This is a genomic window from Pantoea sp. paga (assembly GCF_007558755.1).
In the GTDB taxonomy this organism is placed as follows: Bacteria; Pseudomonadota; Gammaproteobacteria; order Enterobacterales; family Enterobacteriaceae; genus Pantoea; species Pantoea agglomerans.
In genome coordinates this window covers 374108-395164 of record NZ_VLTF01000002.1, presented here as the reverse complement: position 1 = coordinate 395164, position 21057 = coordinate 374108, and the positions used below count along the sequence as shown (strand labels likewise).

Genomic DNA, 21057 nt, shown 5'->3' with positions numbered 1-21057 from the left:
AGAAGTCAGCCCTTTGATTGCTGCCAATCCTGAAGCAGGGTGAATCTGGCAGCAATGAAGAAACTTAATGCGCTGGGAACACGGTCAGAAGAGGAAAGCGTCCCATGCCAGGGATGGCGTGGGCCGAGCATGTCATGGATGACAGATTTTGCGTCTTTCCGATCTGACCGTGTTCCCTGTGCCAGCTCGATTACACAGCTAACCGGGCTACACTGTATTTACCATCAGAGCCGACAGAAGTCGGCCTTTACACACCTAAACCAGCTTCTCTTCGGGGACCGGCTCCGCACCCGCCATCTGCTGACGGCGCTCGATAATCATGGTCTGCGGTGTGGAAAGCAGAATGCCCTCTTTACGCAGACGCGTCAGAATATCGAACAGCAGGTCGCTCTTCGCCCCTGCGATCTGGCGCTGCCCCGCCACGTTACCGGTGACGCTCAGTATAATTCCCTGTTGAGTCAGATCTTTAAACGAAACGGATGGCTCTGGCGTCTCCAGAATGCGTTCATTTTCGTTGTAGACCTCCAGCAGGATATCGCGCACTTTCACCGGATCGATGTCGAGCGGGAAAGTCAGCGTAATCGTGACCACCCCCTGCGCATTACCCATGGTGGCATTTCGCACGTTCTGCGAGATAAACTGCGAGTTCGGCACAATCACCGTGGATTTATCGCCCAGCTGGATCTCGGTGGCGCGCACGTTAATCCGGCGGATATCCCCTTCGATACCGCTGATGCTAACAAGATCGCCAACTTTCACTGGCCGCTCGGTCAACAGAATCAGCCCCGAAATAAAGTTCTTCACAATCTCCTGTAAGCCAAAACCGATACCAACCGACAAGGCACTGACGATCCAGGCCAGCTTATTCCACTGCAGACCCATGATCGACAACGTCAGCAGGATGACCAGTACATAACCGATGTTGCTGAACAGCGTCACCAGCGACACCCGCATGCCCACATCCATGGTGGTTTTCGGCAGAAAATCAGTATCGAGCCAGCGGCGCACCGTTCGCAGCACATAGATGCCGACGATCAGGCAGATAATCGCATTCACCATATGCGCCGGTACGATATTCAGGGATTCAAGTCCTTTACCGCCCCAGAACTCAATCACTTTTTGCAGCAGCTCAATCGGCGTTGAAGAGGCAAAGGTCCCGTTAACCAGCGCCAGCGCCACAACCAGCACCAGGAAGGTTTTACCGATGGCCGTCAGCAGCGTAGCCGTTTGCTGCAGATGACGCTCATTGATGTTAAGCGAACTCTGAATGCGGCGACCGGTTGCGTTACTGGTCGAGAACAGGCTCTCACAGCCATCGTTGAGCAGATGACTGAGGAAGTAGAACGAACCAAACAGCAGGCCGCACCAGATCACTTCATAACTCAGGAAGCGCGCCAGCGTGACGTAACCGATGAGCAGCGACACCAGAATGGCGATGCCGGTCAGCGTCAGGCCCATCTGGATCAATCCGACCAGCGTGGAACGGGCCTCCGGTGGTGTGCCCGCCTGGGTCATACGGCGACGAACCCGGTTGGTGCGCATGCTGATCGCCAGCGCGGTAGTACCAATCAGCAGTGCCGTCAGCCCGTTGGCAAAAATAGTGGTATTCAGGCTGGTGCCGACGCTGTAGTTAAACGCCTCGACCGTCTGGAAGATAAAGACCAGCACGGCGGTAATCGGTGGAAACGGTTTTAACGCCATCGCCACTTCATTGGAGATGGTCGGTAAACGCCAGCTGGGGCGACGGGTAGAGAGGAAAGCGCGTCCCAGTCCGGCAATCAGGCCACAAAAGACACTGAGCCGAACCAGTTGATCCACAAAGTCCTGAACGTTTTCAGAAACCTCATCACGGCGGGTAAAGGCCAGGGCGATAAAGTTAAAGGTGAGGACGACGGCCACCAGGGTGGTCAGGGCTATCGCTGCCGCCAGGAAACTGCGGCGCAGCTTCCCTTCCGGCAGTTTGTGAATGCTGATCCAGGCCAGAAACTCTTCGCTGTATCGACGGCCAGCCGTCATCACCAGCATGGCAGCCAGCAGCCAGAAGACACTGCCCACGCGCCAGCCCGGCTCCCATGAGAGTGCCGCGGTGTCCTGCAACTCCTGCAGGAATTCACCGATTTTCTCGCCATCCAGATCCTGACTATTGAGCAGCGGTGACCAGAAGCGCGGCCCCAGAATGGTGCCGGAGTTTAGCGCCAGCTGGCTTTTCAGCTGATCGCGGCGCAGGTTAACAATCTGCGAGGAGAGCATCAGCGCGCCATTTTTAATGCCTTCGGCCTGTTTGATCTGATCGTCGAGTTTGCTTTTCTGACTCTCCAGCGCGTTACGCTTGCGCGTCACTTCCGACGTCTCTTTTACGCCGCTGTCGGCTTTAGGTGCCGGCCCCAGAACCTGCAACTGAGCGTCCAGTTGCTGGCGATCGGGGAGCAGCGCCTGGCCCAGCGTGTCGGCACTGCCTGAGAGCTCAAGCGCCATTTCATTCAGCTGAGTGAGCTTGTTTTCGCCAGCATCAACGGAGACCTGACTTTTGATTTTATCGAGGATCTTCTGCATTTTCGGCAGTTCAACCGCAGCATTCAGCTTCGGTGGAGCATCCTGTTCCTGAGCAGCAGTGGCTTTATCATCCGCGGCCAGCGTCAGCGCCGGGGCAAATGCCACCAGCGCCAGCATTAACAATGCAAAAAAGGATCGTAGCTTAAACATATGAGTAAGATTCCGGCAGCTTAAATCAGGCGATCGTCCCTCGCCAGTCGCGCGTAGTGTAGGGCTTTGCAAGGGATGGCAATATAGGAATAACGGGCATTTTTCGGGCTAATTCGGTGCAGACAGAGGCGTGAAAATCGTTGTACGCCTCTGCCTGCATCATCCCGGATACCCGCTCAGCCTGCAGGTAATGCCAGTGTCCGCAGCGCGTAACACCGGCTGTTTTCTACTCAACGTCGGCGCTGCTGGCCCCATTACTGGCAACCTGGCCCGATTTCTGTTTTTTATACGCCAGCGCGGCGGCCGGCACCGGCGCCGCTTTACCGGTCTCAATCCAGCTGCGCAGACGGTTAGCGTCGGCGAAGTGGGTATATTTGCCAAAGGCATCCAGCACCACCAGCGCCACCGGACGATTATTAATCATGGTGCGCATCACCAGGCAGTGGCCCGCCTCATCGGTGTAACCGGTTTTAGTCAGCTGAATGTGCCAGTCATCTTTATAGACCAGATGGTTGGTGTTGCGGAACGGCAGCGCATAGCTCGGATGGGCAAACACCGCCGTCTCCTCTTTAGTGGTGCTGAGCGCGCCAAGCAGCGGATATTCCCGCGTTGCTTTTAGTAATTTAACCAGATCCTGCGCGCTGGAGACGTTTTGCGTCGACAGGCCGGTTGGCTCCACGTAGCGGGTCTGTTTCATGCCCAGTGACCGCGCTTTCGCGTTCATCGCCCGGATAAAAGCGTTATAGCCGCCCGGATAAGCATGAGCCAGGCTGGCGGCGGCGCGGTTTTCCGAGGACATCAGCGCCAGCAGCAGCATATTCCGGCGGCTAATCTGGCTGTTGAGCTTAACGCGTGAGAAGACACCCCGCATTTCCGGCGTCTGGCTGACATCGACAGTTATCATCTCGTTCATCGGCAGATGCGCATCCAGCACCACCATAGCAGTCATCAGCTTGGTGATGGAGGCAATGGGCCTGACCCGATCAGGGTGGCTGGAAAACAGCACTTTATTGGTCGTGAGATCGACAATCATCGCACTGCCAGAGGCGATCTGCGGCTGAGCAATAGGCGCCAGTTGCGACAGCGACGTCGTTGCCTGCGCCGGAAGTGAAACAATCTGCCCTGAAACGAGCAGCGCCAGCGAAAGCAGGGTGGAACGAATTTTTGCAGGCATCGTAGAAAAAACCCGGTTATGAATATGTACTGTGTCAGACCGACACAGGCCGCCCGCTTCAGTGAGGTCGGAGCGCGGGCTGGCGGCGATATCATACCCGTAAGGTTAAGAAATTTCCTGGTGAGAGTGTTTCCGGGCGTAAAAAGAGAACTGCCGCCAGAGCGGCGGCAGCGGTCGGTCAGAACAGATGCGGTCCATATCCCCACAGCACCACGGTTAATGCCAGTAACACTTCAAATACCAGCACGCCGATGGCCAGCGTTGAACCGGAAAAGCGCAGACTCTCTTCACGGTCGATATTAAGAAACAGTGGAATGCCGATATAGAGCAGATAACCGGTGTAGAGCAGCGCCAGCGCGCCTGCCAGCACGCAGAGCCAGACTAGCGGATAGAGCGCCACCAGCCCGCTGAGAAACAGCGGCGTGGCCACATAGCCCGCAAACACCGTACAACGCTGTACGCCAGGGCGCTGCGGATAATCACGTGCCATCCAGTGAATCACGCGTCCCATTACCGCGACGCCACCCAGAATAATCAGATAGAACAGAATGCCAAGCCCAATCCCGGTTAACAGGTTGAGTTGCACATATTGCCCCTCGCCCAGATTCCAGCCCAGCTGAGTTGTGCCAATAAAGGCGCAGATCACCGGAATCGCCGCCATCAGCAGAACATGGTGGGTGTAATGGTGCGATACGCTCTCATTCTCTTGCTTGATATGACGCATTTCCTGATTCGGATGCGCCAGCAGACCCCAGACATGATTCATAGATTCACTCCTCTGATGCAGTGGGCCGCCCGATGATGCATCCGTCTTTGGGGCAGCGTCCTCTCAAGTATAAACGGCAGCGAAACTTTCGTGGTGATCGGACAAAAAAACAGCATAAATAAACGGACCCATGAGGCACGGGCGGAAGCGAAGCCAAATCGCGTATAGACTTGAAGAAACAGTCACTGAACAGGGAGGGTCATTTTGCATCTGGATATCAATGCATTAATTACGCAGTACGGTTATCTGGCACTTTTTATTGGCTGTATCGCCGAGGGGGAAACATTTACGTTGCTGGGCGGCGTCGCCGCGCATGAGGGGCTGCTGCATTACATGGGGGTGGTGCTGGCCGCCATGGGTGGTGGTATTGTCGGCGATCAACTGCTCTACTGGGTCGGTCGCCGCTGGGGCACGCAGATCCTGCGCCGCTTTAAAAAGCATCAGGATAAAGTGGTCAAGGCGAACCGCCTGATTAAACGCCGTCCCAGCCTGTTTGTGATTGGCGTGCGCTTTATGTATGGCTTTCGACTGATTGGCCCAATCATCATCGGGGCCAGCCGCCTCAATCCGATGAATTTTTTTATTCTTAACGTCATCGGGGCAGCCATCTGGGCGCTGATTTTTGTCACGCTGGGTTATTTCGCGGGCGGCATCATCGCGCCGTGGCTTCATAAACTCGACCAGCATCTGAAGCATCTGCTGTGGCTGGTCGGCGCAGTGGTATTCGCCTTTGCGCTGCGCTGGGTGATCCGCCGCTGGCACAACCGTCGTGCCGACCAGGAATAAATGAACCACGGATTCGCCAGCAGACGCCACCGGCTATAAGAGAGAGCTGACCGGTGGCACAGGTCGCCGACGCTGAGCAGCGCCAGGCGACCCTGCTGGCGATTTCCCATGTCTCACCCGCCCTCACCCCTTCCCTGCCTCATTCAACCATACGTTAACCATCTGTGCCCAAACGAAGCCGCATCAGATGGCTCAGCTATAGTTAGGATGGACACTGACAGGGAGATGAGGATGAGTAAGGTAAAACGTAAGATTGAAGACCATGGCGTGATCGGAGATTTGCGCACCTGCGCGCTGGTCGCGAATGATGGCACCATTGATTATCTCTGCTGGCCGGAACTCGACAGCCCGTCGGTCTTTGCCGCCCTGCTCGACAGCGATGATGCCGGGCTTTTCTCCCTGGCCCCTGACTGGCCAAATGCGCGACGTCAGCAGCTCTACCTGCCCGATACCAACATCCTGCAGACCCGCTGGCTGGATGATGAAGGCGTAGCGGAGATCACCGACTACATGCCGATTTGTGATGACAAGGACAAGCTGCCGCGTCTGATCCGGCGGGTCAAAATGGTACGCGGCAGCGCGACCTTTAGCCTGCGCTGTTCACCGCGTCACGACTACGCCCGGGCGCAGACCCGCGCAGAGGCGCACAACGGCTGTATCGATTTTCATGCCGAAGGCCAGCCGTCCCTACGCCTCGCCGCCAGCGTGGTGATGACGCTGGAGGATGAGAGCGCGACCGCCCTCTTCACGTTACAACCCGGTGAACATGCGCAGTTTGAATTTGGCAGCGTGGATGATGCGCATATCGAAGCCCTGACCACCGAACATTGCTTTGAAGAGACGCTGAACTACTGGCGACGCTGGAGCGCCCACAGTAACTATCAGGGACGCTGGCGCGAAATGGTGCAGCGTTCGGCGCTGGTCCTCAAACTGCTGACTTCACATCAGCACGGCTCTATTGCGGCAGCAGCGACCTTTGGCCTGCCCGAAGAGCTGGGCGGTGAACGCAACTGGGACTATCGCGCCTCCTGGATCCGTGACGCCTCGTTCAGCATGTATGCCCTGATGCGTCTGGGCTATATCGATGAAGCCAAACACTTTACCCACTGGGTTGGTCGCTGCGTTGAAAACAGCCATCACGATGAGATGCGCCTGCAGGTCATGTACCGGCTGGACAGCGGCACCGAACTGCACGAGATGGAGCTGCTGAATCTCTCCGGCTATGCCGACTCCCGTCCGGTGCGCATCGGCAATGACGCCTGGCAGCAGACCCAGCTCGACATCTATGGCGAGCTGATGGATGCGGTCTATCTGGCCAATAAATATGGTGAGGCGATCTCCCAGCGCGGCTGGGAACATGTCGTCAAAATGATCGACTGGCTGTGTGAGAACTGGGATCAGCCCGATGCCGGTATCTGGGAGATGCGCGGTGAACCGGAACATTTCCTGCATTCACGTCTGATGTGCTGGGTGGCGATGGATCGCGCGCTGCGTCTGGGCATGAAGCGATCGCTGCCGATGCCTTATGAACGCTGGGATCGGGCGCGCCGGGAGATCCGCGAGGATATCTGGGCTAACTTCTGGAACAGTGAGCGGGGTCACTTCTCTTCGACCCGTCATGGCGAACATCTCGACGCCTCAATGCTGCTGATGCCGCTGGTGCGTTTTGTGGGAGCCACCGACCCGGACTGGATTGCCACGCTGGATGCGATCAAAACTAATCTGGTCAGCGACGGTATGGTGCGCCGTTACAATACGCATGAGACGCCCGCCGATGGCCTGAAAGGCTCAGAAGGGTCCTTCGGAGCCTGCTCCTTCTGGTATGTCGAGTGTCTGGCGCGCGCGGGCCGGATTCAGGAAGCGCATTTTGAATTTGAAAAGTTGCTGAGCTACGCCAATCCACTGGGCCTCTACGCGGAGGAGTTTGACAGCCACGGCCATGCGCTGGGCAACACGCCGCAGGCGCTGACCCATCTGGCGTTAATCAGTGCCGCCTTTTTCCTGAACCGCAAACTCAGCGGCGAACAAACGCAGTGGCAACCTTAGTCAGGGATAACCCCGGAAAGCCCCATTTTTAGCGCCCTGCTTTCCGGAAATGCGCTAACATCCGCGGTGAATTTACGTAAAGTATTGCAGGCAGGTTAAAATCCCGATTCACAACGTCAGATTAATGAACATATAATGCGCAGCAGGTCACAGTGGCCAGCATGAATTCGACACACTGAACAGCCTGAAATATGGCGATAAAGAATTGTAAAATATGAAAATCATTCGCGCTTTCGCTTCAATCGCACTGGCTCTGGCGGCCTTCAGCCAGTCAGCCTTTGCTGTGGTTTACCCGTTACCGCCGGCCAACAGCCGTCTGATCGGCGAAAATATCGAAATTACTGTCCCTGAAGACAGCAAACTGCCGCTGGAAGCTTTTGCGGCGCAGTACCAGATGGGCCTCAGCAATATGCTGGAAGCCAATCCGGGCGTTGACGTTTATCTGCCTAAGGCTGGCAGCAAAATGATCATCCCACAGCAGCTGATCCTGCCGGACGCACCGCGTGAAGGCATTGTGATTAACAGCGCGGAGATGCGTCTTTACTACTATCCGAAAGGCAGCAAAACCGTGGTGGTGTTGCCTATTGGTATCGGTGAGCTGGGTAAAGATACCCCGATTAACTGGACCACAGCGGTAGAACGTAAAAAAGATGGCCCGACCTGGACGCCAACCAAAGGCATGCATGCGGATTACGCGGCGCGCGGTGAAACCCTGCCAGCTGTCTTCCCGCCAGGCCCGGATAACCCGATGGGCCTGTATGCGCTCTATATCGGTCGCCTCTATGCGATTCACGGCACCAACGCCAACTTCGGTATCGGCCTGCGCGTGAGCCATGGTTGTGTGCGTCTGCGCGCTGACGATATCAAATGGCTGTATCAGAACGTGCCGGTCGGTACGCGCGTACAGTTCGTTGATCAGCCGGTAAAAGCGACCGTGGAGCCAGACGGTTCACGTTATGTAGAAGTGCATAACCCGCTGTCGACCACCGAAGAGCAGTTCAACTCGCGTGAGCTGGTGCCGATTACGCTGAATCAGGCGGTGAGCAAAGTTCTGGTTGATGCCAGCGTCAATCAGGATCAGGTTAATGGCGCGATTCAGGGCCGTACCGGTATGCCAGTAAAAGTGAACGGCGTGGAGAACAACATCCAGACTGCGCCAGTTCCGATGCCGGAAAACCCGCAGGCTGTGCCACAGGAAGAGCCAATGACGCCGGTCACCTCTCAGGGTGCAAACAGTGATGCCGCGCAGCCACAGCAGCCGGCCACTGAGCCAGCCGCTCCGGCCGCTCCGGTAACACCAGCAGCACCTGCAGCCGCGGCCAATACCAACTCGTAATTGCCGCCCTGCTTTCAGAAGCCAGCGCCTGTCGCTGGCTTTTTTATTGCCTGCGTTTCCGCGTTTTCCCGCGCACTCCGCTCAGAATGCCCCGTCCGACGATCATTAATCTGTCATATAAAGCGCGTATCACACTGCGTTGACCCGGTGCAAATCAGCAGCCGGCATCAGCTACCAGAGGTACACCATGAGCGAAAACAGTCTCTCCTCCTCATCAGCCCGAGGTCGCCCCGATTTCAACGGCAAAAATAGCCGTTTCAGTAAACCGCTGTTCTTTATTCTGCTGGTTGCCGGACTGGCGTTCGCTGGCCTCAATCTGGTCAGCGATGTTGAAGAGACCAATATGCCGGTCACCAGCTATCTGCCGTTCTTTCTGCTGGGGCTGGCATTGCTGATTGCGCTCGGCTTTGAGTTTGTGAATGGCTTTCACGATACCGCCAATGCCGTGGCGACCGTGATCTACACCCATTCGCTGACGCCCGGCGTCGCGGTGGTCTGGTCCGGTTTCTGTAACTTTCTGGGTGTGCTGCTCTCCAGCGGCGTGGTGGCGTTTGGCATTATCTCACTGCTGCCGGTGGAGTTGATCCTGCAGGCCAGCAGCGGCAGCGGGTTTGCCATGGTCTATGCGCTGCTCTTCTCAGCGATTATCTGGAACCTGGGCACCTGGTATTTAGGGCTGCCGTCGTCGTCGTCCCATACGCTGATCGGCTCAATCATCGGCGTCGGCGTTGCCAATGCGATGCTGCACGGACGCAGCGGTCTGAGCGGGGTTGACTGGGATCAGGCCTTGAAGGTCGGCTATGCACTGCTGCTGTCGCCGGTGGTCGGCTTTGTCTGCGCCGGGCTGCTGCTGTGGGTGATGAAACTGTTTATCCGCAATCGCCAGCTTTATCAGGCGCCGGAAAGCAATCAGCCGCCACCGGTCTGGATCCGGGGCCTGCTGATCCTGACCTGTACCGGCGTGTCGTTTGCGCACGGCTCCAACGATGGTCAGAAAGGGATGGGGCTGATTATGCTGATCCTGGTGGGCACCATGCCGATCGCCTACGCCCTGAACCGATCGCTGCCACCCGATCAGATCCCGCGCGTCGCGGCGCTGAACGAAGTGACCGCCCATCAGCTGCTGCAACTGCAGCCCGCGTCAGCCAATCCTCCACCGGCCCGTGAGGTACTGACCGGCTTTGTTGGCAGCAACAGCATGAATCCCGACGTGCTGCCCGCGCTGGCGATGACGCTGCGCGAAGTCGGCGATGAGATTCGTCGTTACGGTTCAATGGAAAACATTCCAGCTCAGGCGGTGACCAATACCCGCAACCAGATGTATCTGGCGTCAGAATCGATCAAGCATCTGCAGAGCGCCGAGGTCAGACTGCCGCAGGAGACGGAACGCAACCTCAAGGCAGTGAAAACGGAACTCGACAGCGCCACCCGCTTTATTCCGATGTGGGTGAAAGTGGTGGTGGCGATTGCGCTGGGACTGGGCACCATGGTCGGCTGGCGCCGGATTGTAGTCACAGTGGGAGAACGGATCGGTAAAACCCATCTGAGCTATGCCCAGGGCGCCAGCGCCGAACTGGTGGCGATGATGACCATTGGCGCGGCAGACGGTTTCGGTTTACCGGTTTCTACCACCCACGTGCTCTCATCCGGCGTGGCGGGCACTATGGCGGCGAACCGTTCCGGCTTGCAGCTCTCGACGCTGCGTAACCTGGCCGTCGCCTGGATTTTAACGCTGCCGGTATCTATTCTGCTCTCTGCCCTGCTTTACTGGGTGTTCAGCCATTTTTAACGGTCTGCAGCTTATCGTCAGTTCAGGCGATAAGCCGCTGCTGCCAGTATAGCCGCAGGGTAATCAGCAGCGCCCCCAGCACCATCAACGCCGCTGCCAGATAGACTGACTGCATCCCCCAGTGTCCGATAAGCAATCCCGCCACCGGGCCGGTTAAACCCAGGCCCAGATCGAGAAAAGCGGAATAGGTGCCCAGTGCAGAGCCCTGATCCTGGCGCTCAACCCGTTTAACCGCCTCAACGCCCAGCGCCGGAAAGACCAGCGAAAATCCGCTGCCGGTAAGGAATGCGCCCGCCCCTACCAGCCAGGCGCTGTCCGCCTGCCAGATAATCAGCAGTCCCAGGCACTCCAGCAGGAAAGAGAAGAGCGACACGCGCAGCCCGCCGAAACGGGTAATAAAGCGACCAAACCCCAGACGCACCAGCACAAAACCCAGGCTGAACAGCGTCAGCGCATAGGCCGCGCCCTGCCAGTCACGGCTGGCAAAATAGAGGGTGATAAAGGTGGCGATAACGCCAAAACCGATGGTGCCGAAGCCCAGCGCCAGGCCATAAAGCCAGACGCGCGAAAAGACGCGGTGAAACGGAATGCGCTCGCCCACACTGACCGTCACCGCCGGTTTGCGGCTGGCCATCAGATAGCCCGCCACGCCCATCAGCGCAATCAGCCCGGCAAATCCACTCATACCAAATTCACTGTTCAGCAACACGCCCAGCGGTGCACCAACGGCCATTGCCAGATAGGTCGCAACACCGTTCCAGGAGATCACGCGCGCGGTCTGCATCGGCCCGACGATGTTCATACCCCACAGGGTTGACCCGGTACTGCTGAAGCTTTCACCCACGCCGAGAAACAGCCGTCCGATGGCCAGCAGCGCCAGACTCAGCCACGGCCAGCCGCTCAGCAGTGCAGCCACAATAGTCAGTACCCCGCTCATGCCGCAACAGAGCAGTCCCAGCATCACCACCCGCTTTGGCCCAAGGCGATCGGCCAGACGGCCCGACTGCGGACGGCTGAGCAGCGTCGCAAAATATTGAATGCTGATAATCAGTCCGGCGATAAACGAGCTGAAGCCAAGATGATTTTTGACGAAGCCTGGCAGCACGGCCAGCGGCAGGCCGACAGAGAGATAGCAGAAGAAAGTGAAGATAATAACGGAGAGGATTCGTTTGTTGAGCTGGCTGTTGCTCAACACAGCAGAGTCAGACATAGCAGGCAAGGGGTCCAGAAAATTTTCCCCACTATACCGTCAGGCCGCTAAAGGGTCGCCTGATTTTTTATCACAAACCATGAACATGCGCGTGACGATCAATCGCCTGTGCAATGTCGCCCGACGATTTTAACGCACGGATTTCGCTGAATAAGCCATCGGCTTCGCCATAAGCTTTGCGCAGATAACCGAGCCACTGTTTGATACGCGCCACGTGGTAGAGGCCGGTATCGCCCTGCTTTTCCAGCCGGCTGTATTTCTGTAATAACCGCACCACATCAGGCCAGGCCATCGGCGGCTCGTTATATTTCACTACCCGGCTCAGGTTGGGGATGTTCAGTGCGCCACGGCCAATCATCACCGCATCGCAGCCGGTTACCGCCATACAGTGTTGCGCGCTTTGCCAGTCCCATATTTCGCCATTGGCAATCACCGGAATGCGCAGCCGCTGACGAATATCGCCAATCGCCTGCCAGTTGATCGCCTCTGCGCGATAGCCCTCTTCTTTGGTCCGCCCATGCACCACCAGTTCGCTGGCACCGGCCTGTTGCACCGCATCGGCAATCTCCAGACTGCGGGCGCTGGAGTCCCAGCCGAGCCGCACTTTCACCGTCACCGGCAAATCTGCAGGCACCGCTTCACGCATCGCTTTCGCGCCGCGATAGATCAGATCGGGATCTTTAAGAAGAGTTGCGCCGCCTCCGCTGCCGTTGACCAGTTTAGAAGGACAACCACAGTTGAGATCCACACCCCATGAGCCCAGTTCCACCGCACGTGCGGCGTTCTCGGCTAACCATTCGGGATGCTGCCCCAGCAGCTGCATACGCACCCGCGTGCCGGAAGGCGTGCGGCTGGCGTTATGAAGTTCGGGGCAGAGACGGTAGAAAGATTTTACCGGCAGCAGTTGATCGACCACGCGCAAAAACTCAGTAATGCAGAGATCGTAGTCGTTCACTTCCGATAACAGCTGGCGCACCAGTGAATCCAGCACGCCCTCCATCGGTGCCAGTAAAACCCTCATACTCAGACGTTTCCGGTACGCTTCGCTGCTGCCGGACGACGCGGACGGGCTGCGGGCCTATCGCCCTGAGGAGCGGCCTGGCTCTGACGACGCGCCTGAGGACGCTTTTCGCCGGATGAAGATGAGCGCGATGCGCCTGCACCCTGTCCGCCCTGGCTGCGACCACGGCCGCCGCCACCGCCACCTGCACCGCCGCGAGACTGCTGCTGACGACCGTTGATGATCGGCTCCGCTTTGATGCTCGGATCGGGTTCATAACCCTCAACGGCCAGACGCGGGATTTCACGCTTCAGCAGACGTTCGATATCACGCAGCAGTTTATGCTCATCGACGCAGACCAGTGACAGTGCGACACCGGTCGCCGCCGCACGGCCGGTACGGCCAATACGGTGAACGTAATCTTCGGCGACGTTAGGCAGCTCATAGTTCACGACGTGTGGCAGCTCTTCGATATCCAGGCCACGGGCCGCGATATCGGTGGCAACCAGGACGCGAATACCGCCTGATTTGAAGTCGGCCAGTGCGCGGGTACGTGCTCCCTGGCTTTTGTTGCCGTGGATCGCGGCGGCGGAGATGCCATCTTTGCCCAGCTGCTCGGCAAGGTGGTTCGCGCCGTGTTTGGTCCGGGTGAAGACCAGCACCTGCTGCCAGTTGCCTTCGCCAATCAGCTGAGACAACAATTCACGCTTACGCTTCTTATCAACGAAAGCCACCTGCTGCGCGACCTGCTCGGAGGCGGTGTTGCGGCGAGCCACTTCAATCATTTCCGGGTTGGTCAGCAGTTTCTCAGCCAGGCCTTTGATCTCATCAGAGAAGGTGGCAGAGAACAGCAGGTTCTGACGTTTAGCCGGCAGACGCGCCAGTACGCGACGGATGTCGTGGATAAAGCCCATATCCAGCATACGGTCCGCTTCATCCAGCACCAGAATTTCGACCTGTGACAGGTCAACCGCATTCTGTTGTGCCAGATCCAGCAGGCGTCCAGGCGTTGCCACCAGGATATCGACGCCGCCACGCAGTTTGACCATCTGTGGATTGATGCTGACGCCACCAAACACCACCATAGAACGCAGCGAGAGATATTTGCTGTAGTCGCTGACGTTTTCGCCGACCTGCGCCGCGAGTTCACGGGTTGGGGTCAGGATCAGGGCGCGCACCGGGCGACGACCGCGGATGGGCGTGGCAGTGGCAGAGAGTTTTTGTAACATCGGTAAGGTAAAGCCGGCTGTTTTGCCGGTGCCGGTCTGGGCGCTCGCCAGCAGATCGCGGCCTGCCAGCACAACAGGAATCGCCTGGCGCTGGATAGGTGTGGGTTCGCTGTAGCCTTGTTCGGCGACCGCGCGCAAAATATCGGCACTCAGGCCGAGAGAGTCAAAAGACATTAAGTGATTTACTCCGGTCCGCTCTGACCGTGATTCACGGTGTAGTTTTCAGAGGGATAGTGACGCCAGCCAGGGCTGACGCGTGAAAAGGGCGCAAACTACGATGCGTAAGCGGGCGAGTGTAACAGCTTTAAGAGCAGTGTGCGAGATAGCTCACATTTCCTGATACAACTTAACCGCCTGAAAACAGGAAGGCCACCTTCCGGTGGCCTTCAACTTAACTACGTTTGTTTTCGATTCGTCGCGGTGGCTCTTTCGCCAGCAGCGAGACCAGCGCCGGACCCAGCAACATCACTACGCCGAGACACGCCAGCAGCAGGTTGTTGTGGTAAATCCGCGACACCAGGAACAGTGTCATCATGGCGGCGCCAAAGTAGTAAGTGGTGGTCGCTTCTTCAAGATAATCGCCGAGAGTACGTAAACGGGCAATGCGCTGTGTCACCAGCATGGCAACAAAAACCAGTGCGTACATCGCCACCAGCGTGCTGCAGACATCAACGAGCGCTTTGTGTTTCCAGCCCCAGATCAGTGCAGCGATGACCAGCAGATGCATAGCAATATGCAACAACGTCTGACCCGTGATGATTTGAATACGATTAGACCATTTCATTCAGTTCTCCTGGCAGACCCAACAGGTCGCCCAAGTGCTACCGGCACAAGCCGGAAACGATTTCCTCAATGTAAAACAATTTTCGGATAACGCCCTAATTTTCGCCCTCTTTCACCACCCATTTGTGACAAAGACTACACTTTGATTCTATTGATGATGAAAAGGAGTGCGTCGCGAGTATGCCACAAAACAAGCAAGGATTTTCAATAAAAGTCCTGACGATCAATACACACAAGGGTTTCGCCCCTTTCAATCGCCGCTTCATCCTGCCCGAATTACGCGACGCCGTTCGCGCGACGGAGGCGGATGTGGTCTTTCTGCAGGAGGTGATGGGCACGCATGCCATCCACTCCCTTAACCATGAGGAGTGGCCCGAGTCTCCTCATTATGAGTTTCTGGCCGACACCATATGGAACGATTTCGCCTATGGGCGTAATGCGGTCTATCCGGAGGGGCATCACGGCAATGCGGTGCTGTCTCGCTTCCCGATCGCCGACTATGAGAATCGGGATATCTCGGTGGCGGGCAGTGAAAACCGCGGCATGCTGCACTGCCAGATCGCCCTGCCCAAGCCGCACGGCACGCTGCATGTCATCTGTGTTCATCTGGGCCTGAAAGAGGCGCATCGTCACGCGCAGATGAAGAAAATATGTGAAATGGTTAACTCACTGCCGCCCGACGCGCCGGTGGTGGTGGCGGGCGATTTCAACGACTGGCAGCGACGCGCTAACGCTATCCTGAAACATGGCGCAGGCCTGAAAGAGGTATTCAGCATGAAAACCGGACGCCCGGCGCGCACCTTCCCGGCGCGCTTCCCGATCCTGCGGCTCGACCGCATCTATGTCCGCAACGCCACCGTCAGTCATCCGTGGGCGCTGCCGCGCAAGCCCTGGTCCCATCTTTCCGACCATGCGCCGCTGGCGGTGGAGATTCACCTATGAATTTTAGCTGGCAGGAAGGCAACCGGCTGCTGTTGCTGGAAAATGGCGAAGCGTTTTTCCCGCGGGTCTTTGGCGCGATCCAGCGGGCGGAACGTACGGTATTAATCGAAACCTTTATTCTGTTTGAGGATGACGTGGGCAACGCCCTGCACCGCGAACTGCTGGCGGCCGCCCAGCGCGGCGTGCGGGTCGAAGTGATGGTCGATGGTTATGGCTCTGCCGAACTCTCTGACAAATTTGTTAACAGCCTGACCAGCGCTGGCGTGCGTTTCATCTATTACGATCCGCGTCCGCTGGTGATGGGGATGCGCACCAACGTTTTCCGCCGTCTGCACCGCAAAACCGTGGTGGTGGATGACGTGGTGGCCTTTGTGGGCGGCATTAACTTCTCGGCCGAGCACAACACCGATTATGGCCCGGAAGCCAAACAGGATTATGCGGTGCAGGTCAAAGGCCCGGTGGTGGATGACATCGCCCGCTATCTGCAACAGGCGATTGGCAGCGAACAGAATACCCGCCGCTGGTGGGGATCGCGCTCTCATCGTCCGGCGGTGAACGCCACGCCCGGCGATGCTCAGGTGCTCTATGTTTATCGCGATAACGACGAGCATCGCGACGACATCGAAGTCCACTACCTGGAGATGCTGCGCGAGGCGAAGCGGGATGTGATTATCGCCAACGCCTACTTCTTCCCCGGCTACCGGCTGCTGCGTGAGATGCGCAACGCCGCGCAGCGTGGCGTCCGGGTGCGACTGATTGTGCAGGGCGAGCCGGATATGCCGATTGTGAAAGTCGGCGCGGAACTGCTCTATAACTATCTGGTCGATGGCGGCGTCGAAGTCTACGAATATATCCGTCGCCCGCTGCACGGCAAGATCGCGGTAAAAGACGACTACTGGGCCACCGTCGGCTCCAGCAATCTCGATCCGCTTAGCCTGTCACTTAACCTTGAAGCCAATCTGATCATCCACGACAGGCCGTTTAACCAGACGCTGCGTGATAACCTGGAAGCGCTGCTGGCCAACGATTGCCAGCGCGTGCAGGAAGATCGCTTACCGCCGCGCAACTGGTGGCAACTGAGTAAAAGCGTGGTGGTATTCCACTTCCTGCGCCATTTCCCGGCCATCGCTGGCTGGCTGCCGGCGCATACGCCGCTGCTGGCCCAGGTGGGTGAGCCGGTACAGCCTGAAATGGAGACGCAGGATCGCGTTGAAACTGATAACCCGGGAGCAAAATCCTGATGGCAAAAAAACATCCACGCTGGCAACTGGCGAAAAAAATCCTCACCGTGCTCTTTTTCATCGCGGTGGTGGTTCTGCTGGTGGTCTATGCCCGCAAAGTGAACTGGGAAGATGTTTATGACGTCATCGTTAACTACAACCGCTTTGTGGTACTGACCGCCGCCGGACTGGTGGTGCTGAGTTACCTGGTGTATGGCTGCTATGACCTGATTGGACGCGCCTACTGCGGCCATAAGCTGGCGAAGCGGCAGGTGATGCTGGTGTCGTTTATCTGTTACGCCTTCAACCTGACGCTGAGCACCTGGGTAGGTGGCGTCGCGATGCGCTACCGGCTCTATTCACGGTTAGGGCTGGATAGCGGCACCATTACCCGCATCTTCTCTCTGAGCATCGCCACTAACTGGCTGGGCTATATTCTGCTGGCGGGCGTGGTATTCAGTGCGGGCATGGTCTCGATCCCCAGCGGCTGGTTTATTGGTGAAACCACCCTGCGGCTGATTGGTGGCGCTCTGCTGGTGCTGGTGGCGGTCTACCTCTGGGCCTGTGCCTTTTCAAAGCAGCGGCGCTGGACGATCAAAGGCCAGACGCTGCAGTTGCCCTCGCTGCGCATGGCGCTGCTGCAGTTTGCGGTTTCCTGTGCCAACTGGATGGTGATGGGGACGATTATCTGGCTGCTGCTGGGACGAGACGTCGGTTATCCGATGGTGCTGGGCGTGCTGCTGATCAGCAGTATTGCCGGGGTAATCATTCATATTCCGGCGGGCATAGGCGTACTGGAAGCGGTCTTCCTGGCGCTGCTTAGCGGTCAGCACGCCTCGCATGGCACTATCATTGCGGCGCTGCTGGCTTATCGCGTGCTCTACTTTATCCTGCCGCTGCTGCTAGCGCTGGTACTCTATCTGGGGCTGGAGAGTCGGGCGAAACATCTGCGCCAGAAGAATGAGCAGAAGTTGCAGAAGTCGTAATAAAAAAGGGGAGGCGCAGACAGTGCTCCTCCCCCGCTACTCCCTCAGACTTAACGGCGGTTGCCGAAAATCCGCAGCAGCATAAGGAACAGGTTGATGAAGTCGAGATACAGCGTCAGTGCGCCCATAATCGAGTAGCGACGCAGGTTTTCCGTATCGCGGGCATCGATCTGCTCACCGATATTTTTCAGCTTCTGCGTGTCATAGGCCGTTAACCCCACAAATACCACCACCCCGATGTAGGTAATCGCCCACATCAGCGCCGGGCTTTTTAGCCAGAAGTTCACCAGCGACGCCAGCACGATGCCAATCAGCGCCATAAACAGCAGGCTGCCAAAACGGCTGAGATCGCGTTTGGTGGTATAGCCGTAGAAGCTCATCGCGCCAAACATCCCCGCCGTGATAAAGAAGGTGCTGGCGATCGAGGAGTTAGTGTAAACCAGGAAGATACTCGCCATGGTCAGGCCGGTCAGCGCCGAGTAGAGCATAAACAGCCCGGTTGCCACGGCCCCGCTCAGGCGATGCACCATACCTGACAGGAAGAAGACCAGCCCCAGCTGCACGATAATCAGTCCGAAGAAGGTGATGCGGTTAGCAAACACCAGCTCCATGATCGCTGGCGTGCGTGCAGCGTACCAGGAGACAAACGCCGTCAGTAACAGACCGCAGGTCATCCAGCCGTAGACCTGCGCCATATAGGCTTGTAAACCGCGAGATGCGGATTGAACGATGGAATCATTTCGTGGATATCGGTCCATGATGCACCTCTTGTTAAACGGATTAGGACCGGCTCCACACAGGGAACCGGATGAATAACCTGGTCTGGCAGGCATACGTTGTTTCTGTTTCAGCCCGTTGGGCCAGCGACAGCGCGACACAACCGCCACGGGCCCGTACGGCCTTATGAGGATGCGCGCAGTTCAGGGCCAGATAACAATAAAAGTCGTCCGGAACTGGCTCTAAGTGTGGCACAGCTCAGCTCAACTGCGCCACAACATGCCGCTTAACGTCGCGACAGGCACTGCTGATAACGGCTGTCGACACGCTGCGCAAACCACGCCGTGGTGAGATTACGGGTAATTTTCGGGCTTTCCAGCTTGATGCCCGGCAGCATTTCACGCGGTAACTTTCGACCCGCCATTTTATCCGCCAGGGTAAAGACCTGTTTCCAGAGTTCGCTGTCGCTGAACGACGCTTTCTCCCCTTTCTCCAGATCGCGGCGAATGTCGCTGTTGCTCATATCGATCTGCTTCGACAGCGTGCGCACCGCCAGTTCGGTGCCGCCCGCCGCATCCGATCCATAAAGAATCAGATCGCCATCCAGCGCCAGCTTCATGCCGGTGGCGCGCGACACCGCCGCCTGGAAGGCCGCATTGCGGCTGGCATACCAGCCCGCATTGTAGTCGGCAAAGCGGTAGAGCGGCTGGCTGTAGTCAGCCGGATAGCCGAGCAGGTGCATCGTCCCGAAGTAGATCCCGCCGTGGCGGGTAAAGACTTCACGCCGGATAGTGCCATCGATCGGCCACGGGTAGCCTTTGGCGTGCGCTTCGGCAAACGCAATGCTGACCTGCATCGGCCCGCCGGTGTGGATCGGGTTGAGATTGCCGAACAGCGTCTGGCCCATCGGCACCATATCGATCAGGTCATCGAAAATAGCGCTCAGCTCTTTCTCACTGCGCACTTTGTCCAGCCGGGCGGCGTAGCTTTCACCTGTGGGCGATTTGATCTGCAGCGCGGTACGCACCAGGAATGCCGGCACATGCACCTGCGCCGCACGGCGGTTGATCTCGCCCCAGGCGATTTTTGGCAGACCCGGTACGGCGGCCTCGGCGCTGAAGTTGCTCTCCTGATCCGCCACGGCGATCACCGCGCAGAGGTTGCTGGCGCTGGGATCGAGCTGCTGAGTGCGGAAGGTGGTGTAGATATCGTCGCTCCACGCCGCTTTATTGCTGACGTGCGACGGCAGCAGCCGCTGGATCTGCGCTTTGACATCTTCAGGCTGCCGCACCGGCGCCTCAGGGATTTTCTTGCTGCTACAACCTGCCAGCACCAGTGCGGCGACCAGTGTCAGACGTTGCAGAATCGGGGTGGATGACATGCCTGTCCTCAGAATGAACCAAAGCTCTACTCTACCATCGCCAGAGTTTCACAGGCAGGCGAGAACTGAACTAAGGTTATCTTTTTTACCGTTAAAGGAAGTTACGATGTTTAAACTCTGGCCTGTTGCGGCGTTCAGCCTGTTATTAACCGGCTGCGGCGCCAATAATACGCCTGCCCAGGTAAAATCGCCGGGCGCCCCCACCTCCTCCTCGCTTAAGGTGCTGGAGAGCGGCGCCAGCGTGATGCAGTCACGTCCGCCCATCGACGCCATCAACACCTATCTCGACGGATTCCATTTTTATAACGGCGATAAGAACGGTCAGATGGAGGCGCACCACTATGTCACCGTACTGAACGACGATGTGATGCAGGCGGTGATTTACGACGGCAACACGCGCGACGCACGGCTGATGGGCGTGGAGTACATTATCAGCGAACGGCTGTTTAACACCCTGCCGGCCGAGGAGAAGAAGCTCTGGCACAGCCATCAGTATGAGGTGAAATCGGGCACGCTGATTGCCCCAGGCTTACCGGAAGCCGCCGACCACGCCCTGATGAAGCGCATTGTGAATACCTACGGGAAAACCTGGCACACCTGGCACACCGATCGCGACAAAACGCTGCCGATCGGCATTCCGGCGCTGATGATGGGCTTTACGGAGGATGGTCAGATGGACTCGCGACTGCTGGCGGACCGCGATCGTCGTTTTGACGTCGACAGCAAAAAGATCCGCGCCCAGCGTGCGGATATCGTGGCGCATCCTGCCGCGGCAGGTGCCAACGCCTGGCAACAGGGCCAGGTCATTCAGCTGAAGCGCACCGCCGGCGGCGAACACAGCCACGGTCAGACCGGGTTTGGCCCGGCTGAGCAGCTAAAGCAGCCTTAATCCCGCGCTAAGCGTCGTGATGCCTGGTGATGCGGGCAGCGTTGTGTCTGCGGTTAACGGCTCAGCGGCGCAGACACCTTTGCCCACTGAGCCGTTAACG

General features: G+C 57.7%; 17 protein-coding genes. 8 read left to right on the top strand and 9 right to left on the bottom strand.

The window, feature by feature from the left end; all coding sequences use genetic code 11:
* Positions 1 to 255 precede the first annotated feature (255 nt).
* From FOV68_RS07540 to FOV68_RS07530, 3 genes are all read right to left on the bottom strand, one after another.
* The gene (locus FOV68_RS07540) at positions 256 to 2703 is read right to left on the bottom strand and encodes a DUF3772 domain-containing protein (protein WP_143990561.1); all 2448 of its coding nucleotides are present in this window, start codon (positions 2701 to 2703) and stop codon (positions 256 to 258) included.
* Positions 2704 to 2929: 226 nt separating this feature from the next.
* Complete coding sequence (pbpG, locus tag FOV68_RS07535) at positions 2930 to 3877, bottom strand: D-alanyl-D-alanine endopeptidase (RefSeq protein ID WP_010669685.1); 948 nt, start codon at positions 3875 to 3877, stop codon at positions 2930 to 2932.
* 178 nt (positions 3878 to 4055) lie between these two features.
* Positions 4056 to 4643, bottom strand: coding sequence for a Yip1 family protein (locus tag FOV68_RS07530; protein WP_010260296.1), 588 nt, complete (start codon positions 4641 to 4643; stop codon positions 4056 to 4058).
* 204 nt (positions 4644 to 4847) lie between these two features.
* Here FOV68_RS07530 and FOV68_RS07525 point away from each other — a divergent pair, with 204 nt between their 5' ends.
* The 4 genes from FOV68_RS07525 (at position 4848) to FOV68_RS07510 (ending at position 10600) form a co-directional block, all read left to right on the top strand.
* Complete coding sequence (locus FOV68_RS07525; protein WP_143990560.1) at positions 4848 to 5429, top strand: DedA family protein; 582 nt, start codon at positions 4848 to 4850, stop codon at positions 5427 to 5429.
* Between the two features lie 231 nt (positions 5430 to 5660).
* Positions 5661 to 7475: a glycoside hydrolase family 15 protein gene (locus tag FOV68_RS07520; RefSeq protein WP_052270826.1), complete on the top strand. Its 1815-nt coding sequence runs from the start codon at positions 5661 to 5663 to the stop codon at positions 7473 to 7475.
* Between the two features lie 214 nt (positions 7476 to 7689).
* Positions 7690 to 8811 (top strand): L,D-transpeptidase family protein, encoded by a 1122-nt coding sequence (locus tag FOV68_RS07515; RefSeq protein ID WP_143990559.1) that lies wholly within the window; start codon positions 7690 to 7692, stop codon positions 8809 to 8811.
* A 187-nt stretch (positions 8812 to 8998) separates the two neighbouring features.
* Positions 8999 to 10600 carry an inorganic phosphate transporter gene (locus tag FOV68_RS07510; protein WP_039387694.1) on the top strand — a complete coding sequence of 534 codons (1602 nt, stop codon included), beginning with the start codon at positions 8999 to 9001 and terminating at the stop codon, positions 10598 to 10600.
* A gap of 22 nt (positions 10601 to 10622) precedes the next feature.
* On the opposite strand, the gene FOV68_RS07505 is transcribed toward FOV68_RS07510, so the two are convergent.
* The 4 genes from FOV68_RS07505 to FOV68_RS07490 all read right to left on the bottom strand — a co-directional run bounded on the left by FOV68_RS07505 (position 10623) and on the right by FOV68_RS07490 (position 14823).
* On the bottom strand, positions 10623 to 11810 hold the full coding sequence (locus tag FOV68_RS07505) for an MFS transporter (RefSeq protein WP_010260279.1): 1188 nt from the start codon (positions 11808 to 11810) through the stop codon (positions 10623 to 10625).
* 70 nt (positions 11811 to 11880) lie between these two features.
* Positions 11881 to 12831, bottom strand: coding sequence for a tRNA dihydrouridine(16) synthase DusC (gene dusC, locus FOV68_RS07500; RefSeq protein ID WP_033771193.1), 951 nt, complete (start codon positions 12829 to 12831; stop codon positions 11881 to 11883).
* Between the two features lie 2 nt (positions 12832 to 12833).
* On the bottom strand, positions 12834 to 14213 hold the full coding sequence (gene rhlE, locus FOV68_RS07495) for an ATP-dependent RNA helicase RhlE (RefSeq protein ID WP_022626008.1): 1380 nt from the start codon (positions 14211 to 14213) through the stop codon (positions 12834 to 12836).
* Between the two features lie 217 nt (positions 14214 to 14430).
* Positions 14431 to 14823 carry a YbhQ family protein gene (locus tag FOV68_RS07490; protein ID WP_031594396.1) on the bottom strand — a complete coding sequence of 131 codons (393 nt, stop codon included), beginning with the start codon at positions 14821 to 14823 and terminating at the stop codon, positions 14431 to 14433.
* Between the two features lie 179 nt (positions 14824 to 15002).
* On the opposite strand from FOV68_RS07490, the gene FOV68_RS07485 reads away from it, so the two are divergent.
* The 3 genes from FOV68_RS07485 to FOV68_RS07475 are packed head-to-tail and all read left to right on the top strand — an operon-like array spanning position 15003 to position 17970.
* A complete protein-coding gene (locus tag FOV68_RS07485) occupies positions 15003 to 15764 on the top strand; it encodes an endonuclease/exonuclease/phosphatase family protein (protein ID WP_143990558.1) in 762 nt (253 codons plus the stop codon).
* Positions 15761 to 17005 (top strand): cardiolipin synthase ClsB, encoded by a 1245-nt coding sequence (gene clsB / locus FOV68_RS07480; RefSeq protein WP_031594394.1) that lies wholly within the window; start codon positions 15761 to 15763, stop codon positions 17003 to 17005. The genes FOV68_RS07485 and clsB overlap by 4 nt, the downstream gene beginning before the upstream one ends.
* Positions 17005 to 17970 carry a lysylphosphatidylglycerol synthase domain-containing protein gene (locus FOV68_RS07475; RefSeq protein ID WP_115758772.1) on the top strand — a complete coding sequence of 322 codons (966 nt, stop codon included), beginning with the start codon at positions 17005 to 17007 and terminating at the stop codon, positions 17968 to 17970. Before clsB ends, FOV68_RS07475 begins: the two co-directional genes overlap by 1 nt.
* A gap of 50 nt (positions 17971 to 18020) precedes the next feature.
* On the opposite strand, the gene FOV68_RS07470 is transcribed toward FOV68_RS07475, so the two are convergent.
* Together FOV68_RS07470 and FOV68_RS07465 are read right to left on the bottom strand one after the other, a co-directional pair.
* Positions 18021 to 18728 (bottom strand): Bax inhibitor-1/YccA family protein, encoded by a 708-nt coding sequence (locus FOV68_RS07470; protein WP_010260256.1) that lies wholly within the window; start codon positions 18726 to 18728, stop codon positions 18021 to 18023.
* Between the two features lie 245 nt (positions 18729 to 18973).
* Positions 18974 to 20068 carry a DUF1615 domain-containing protein gene (locus FOV68_RS07465; RefSeq protein WP_031594629.1) on the bottom strand — a complete coding sequence of 365 codons (1095 nt, stop codon included), beginning with the start codon at positions 20066 to 20068 and terminating at the stop codon, positions 18974 to 18976.
* A gap of 106 nt (positions 20069 to 20174) precedes the next feature.
* Between FOV68_RS07465 and FOV68_RS07460 the strand changes: the two genes are divergently transcribed.
* Positions 20175 to 20957: an OBAP family protein gene (locus FOV68_RS07460; protein WP_143990557.1), complete on the top strand. Its 783-nt coding sequence runs from the start codon at positions 20175 to 20177 to the stop codon at positions 20955 to 20957.
* Positions 20958 to 21057 lie beyond the last annotated feature (100 nt).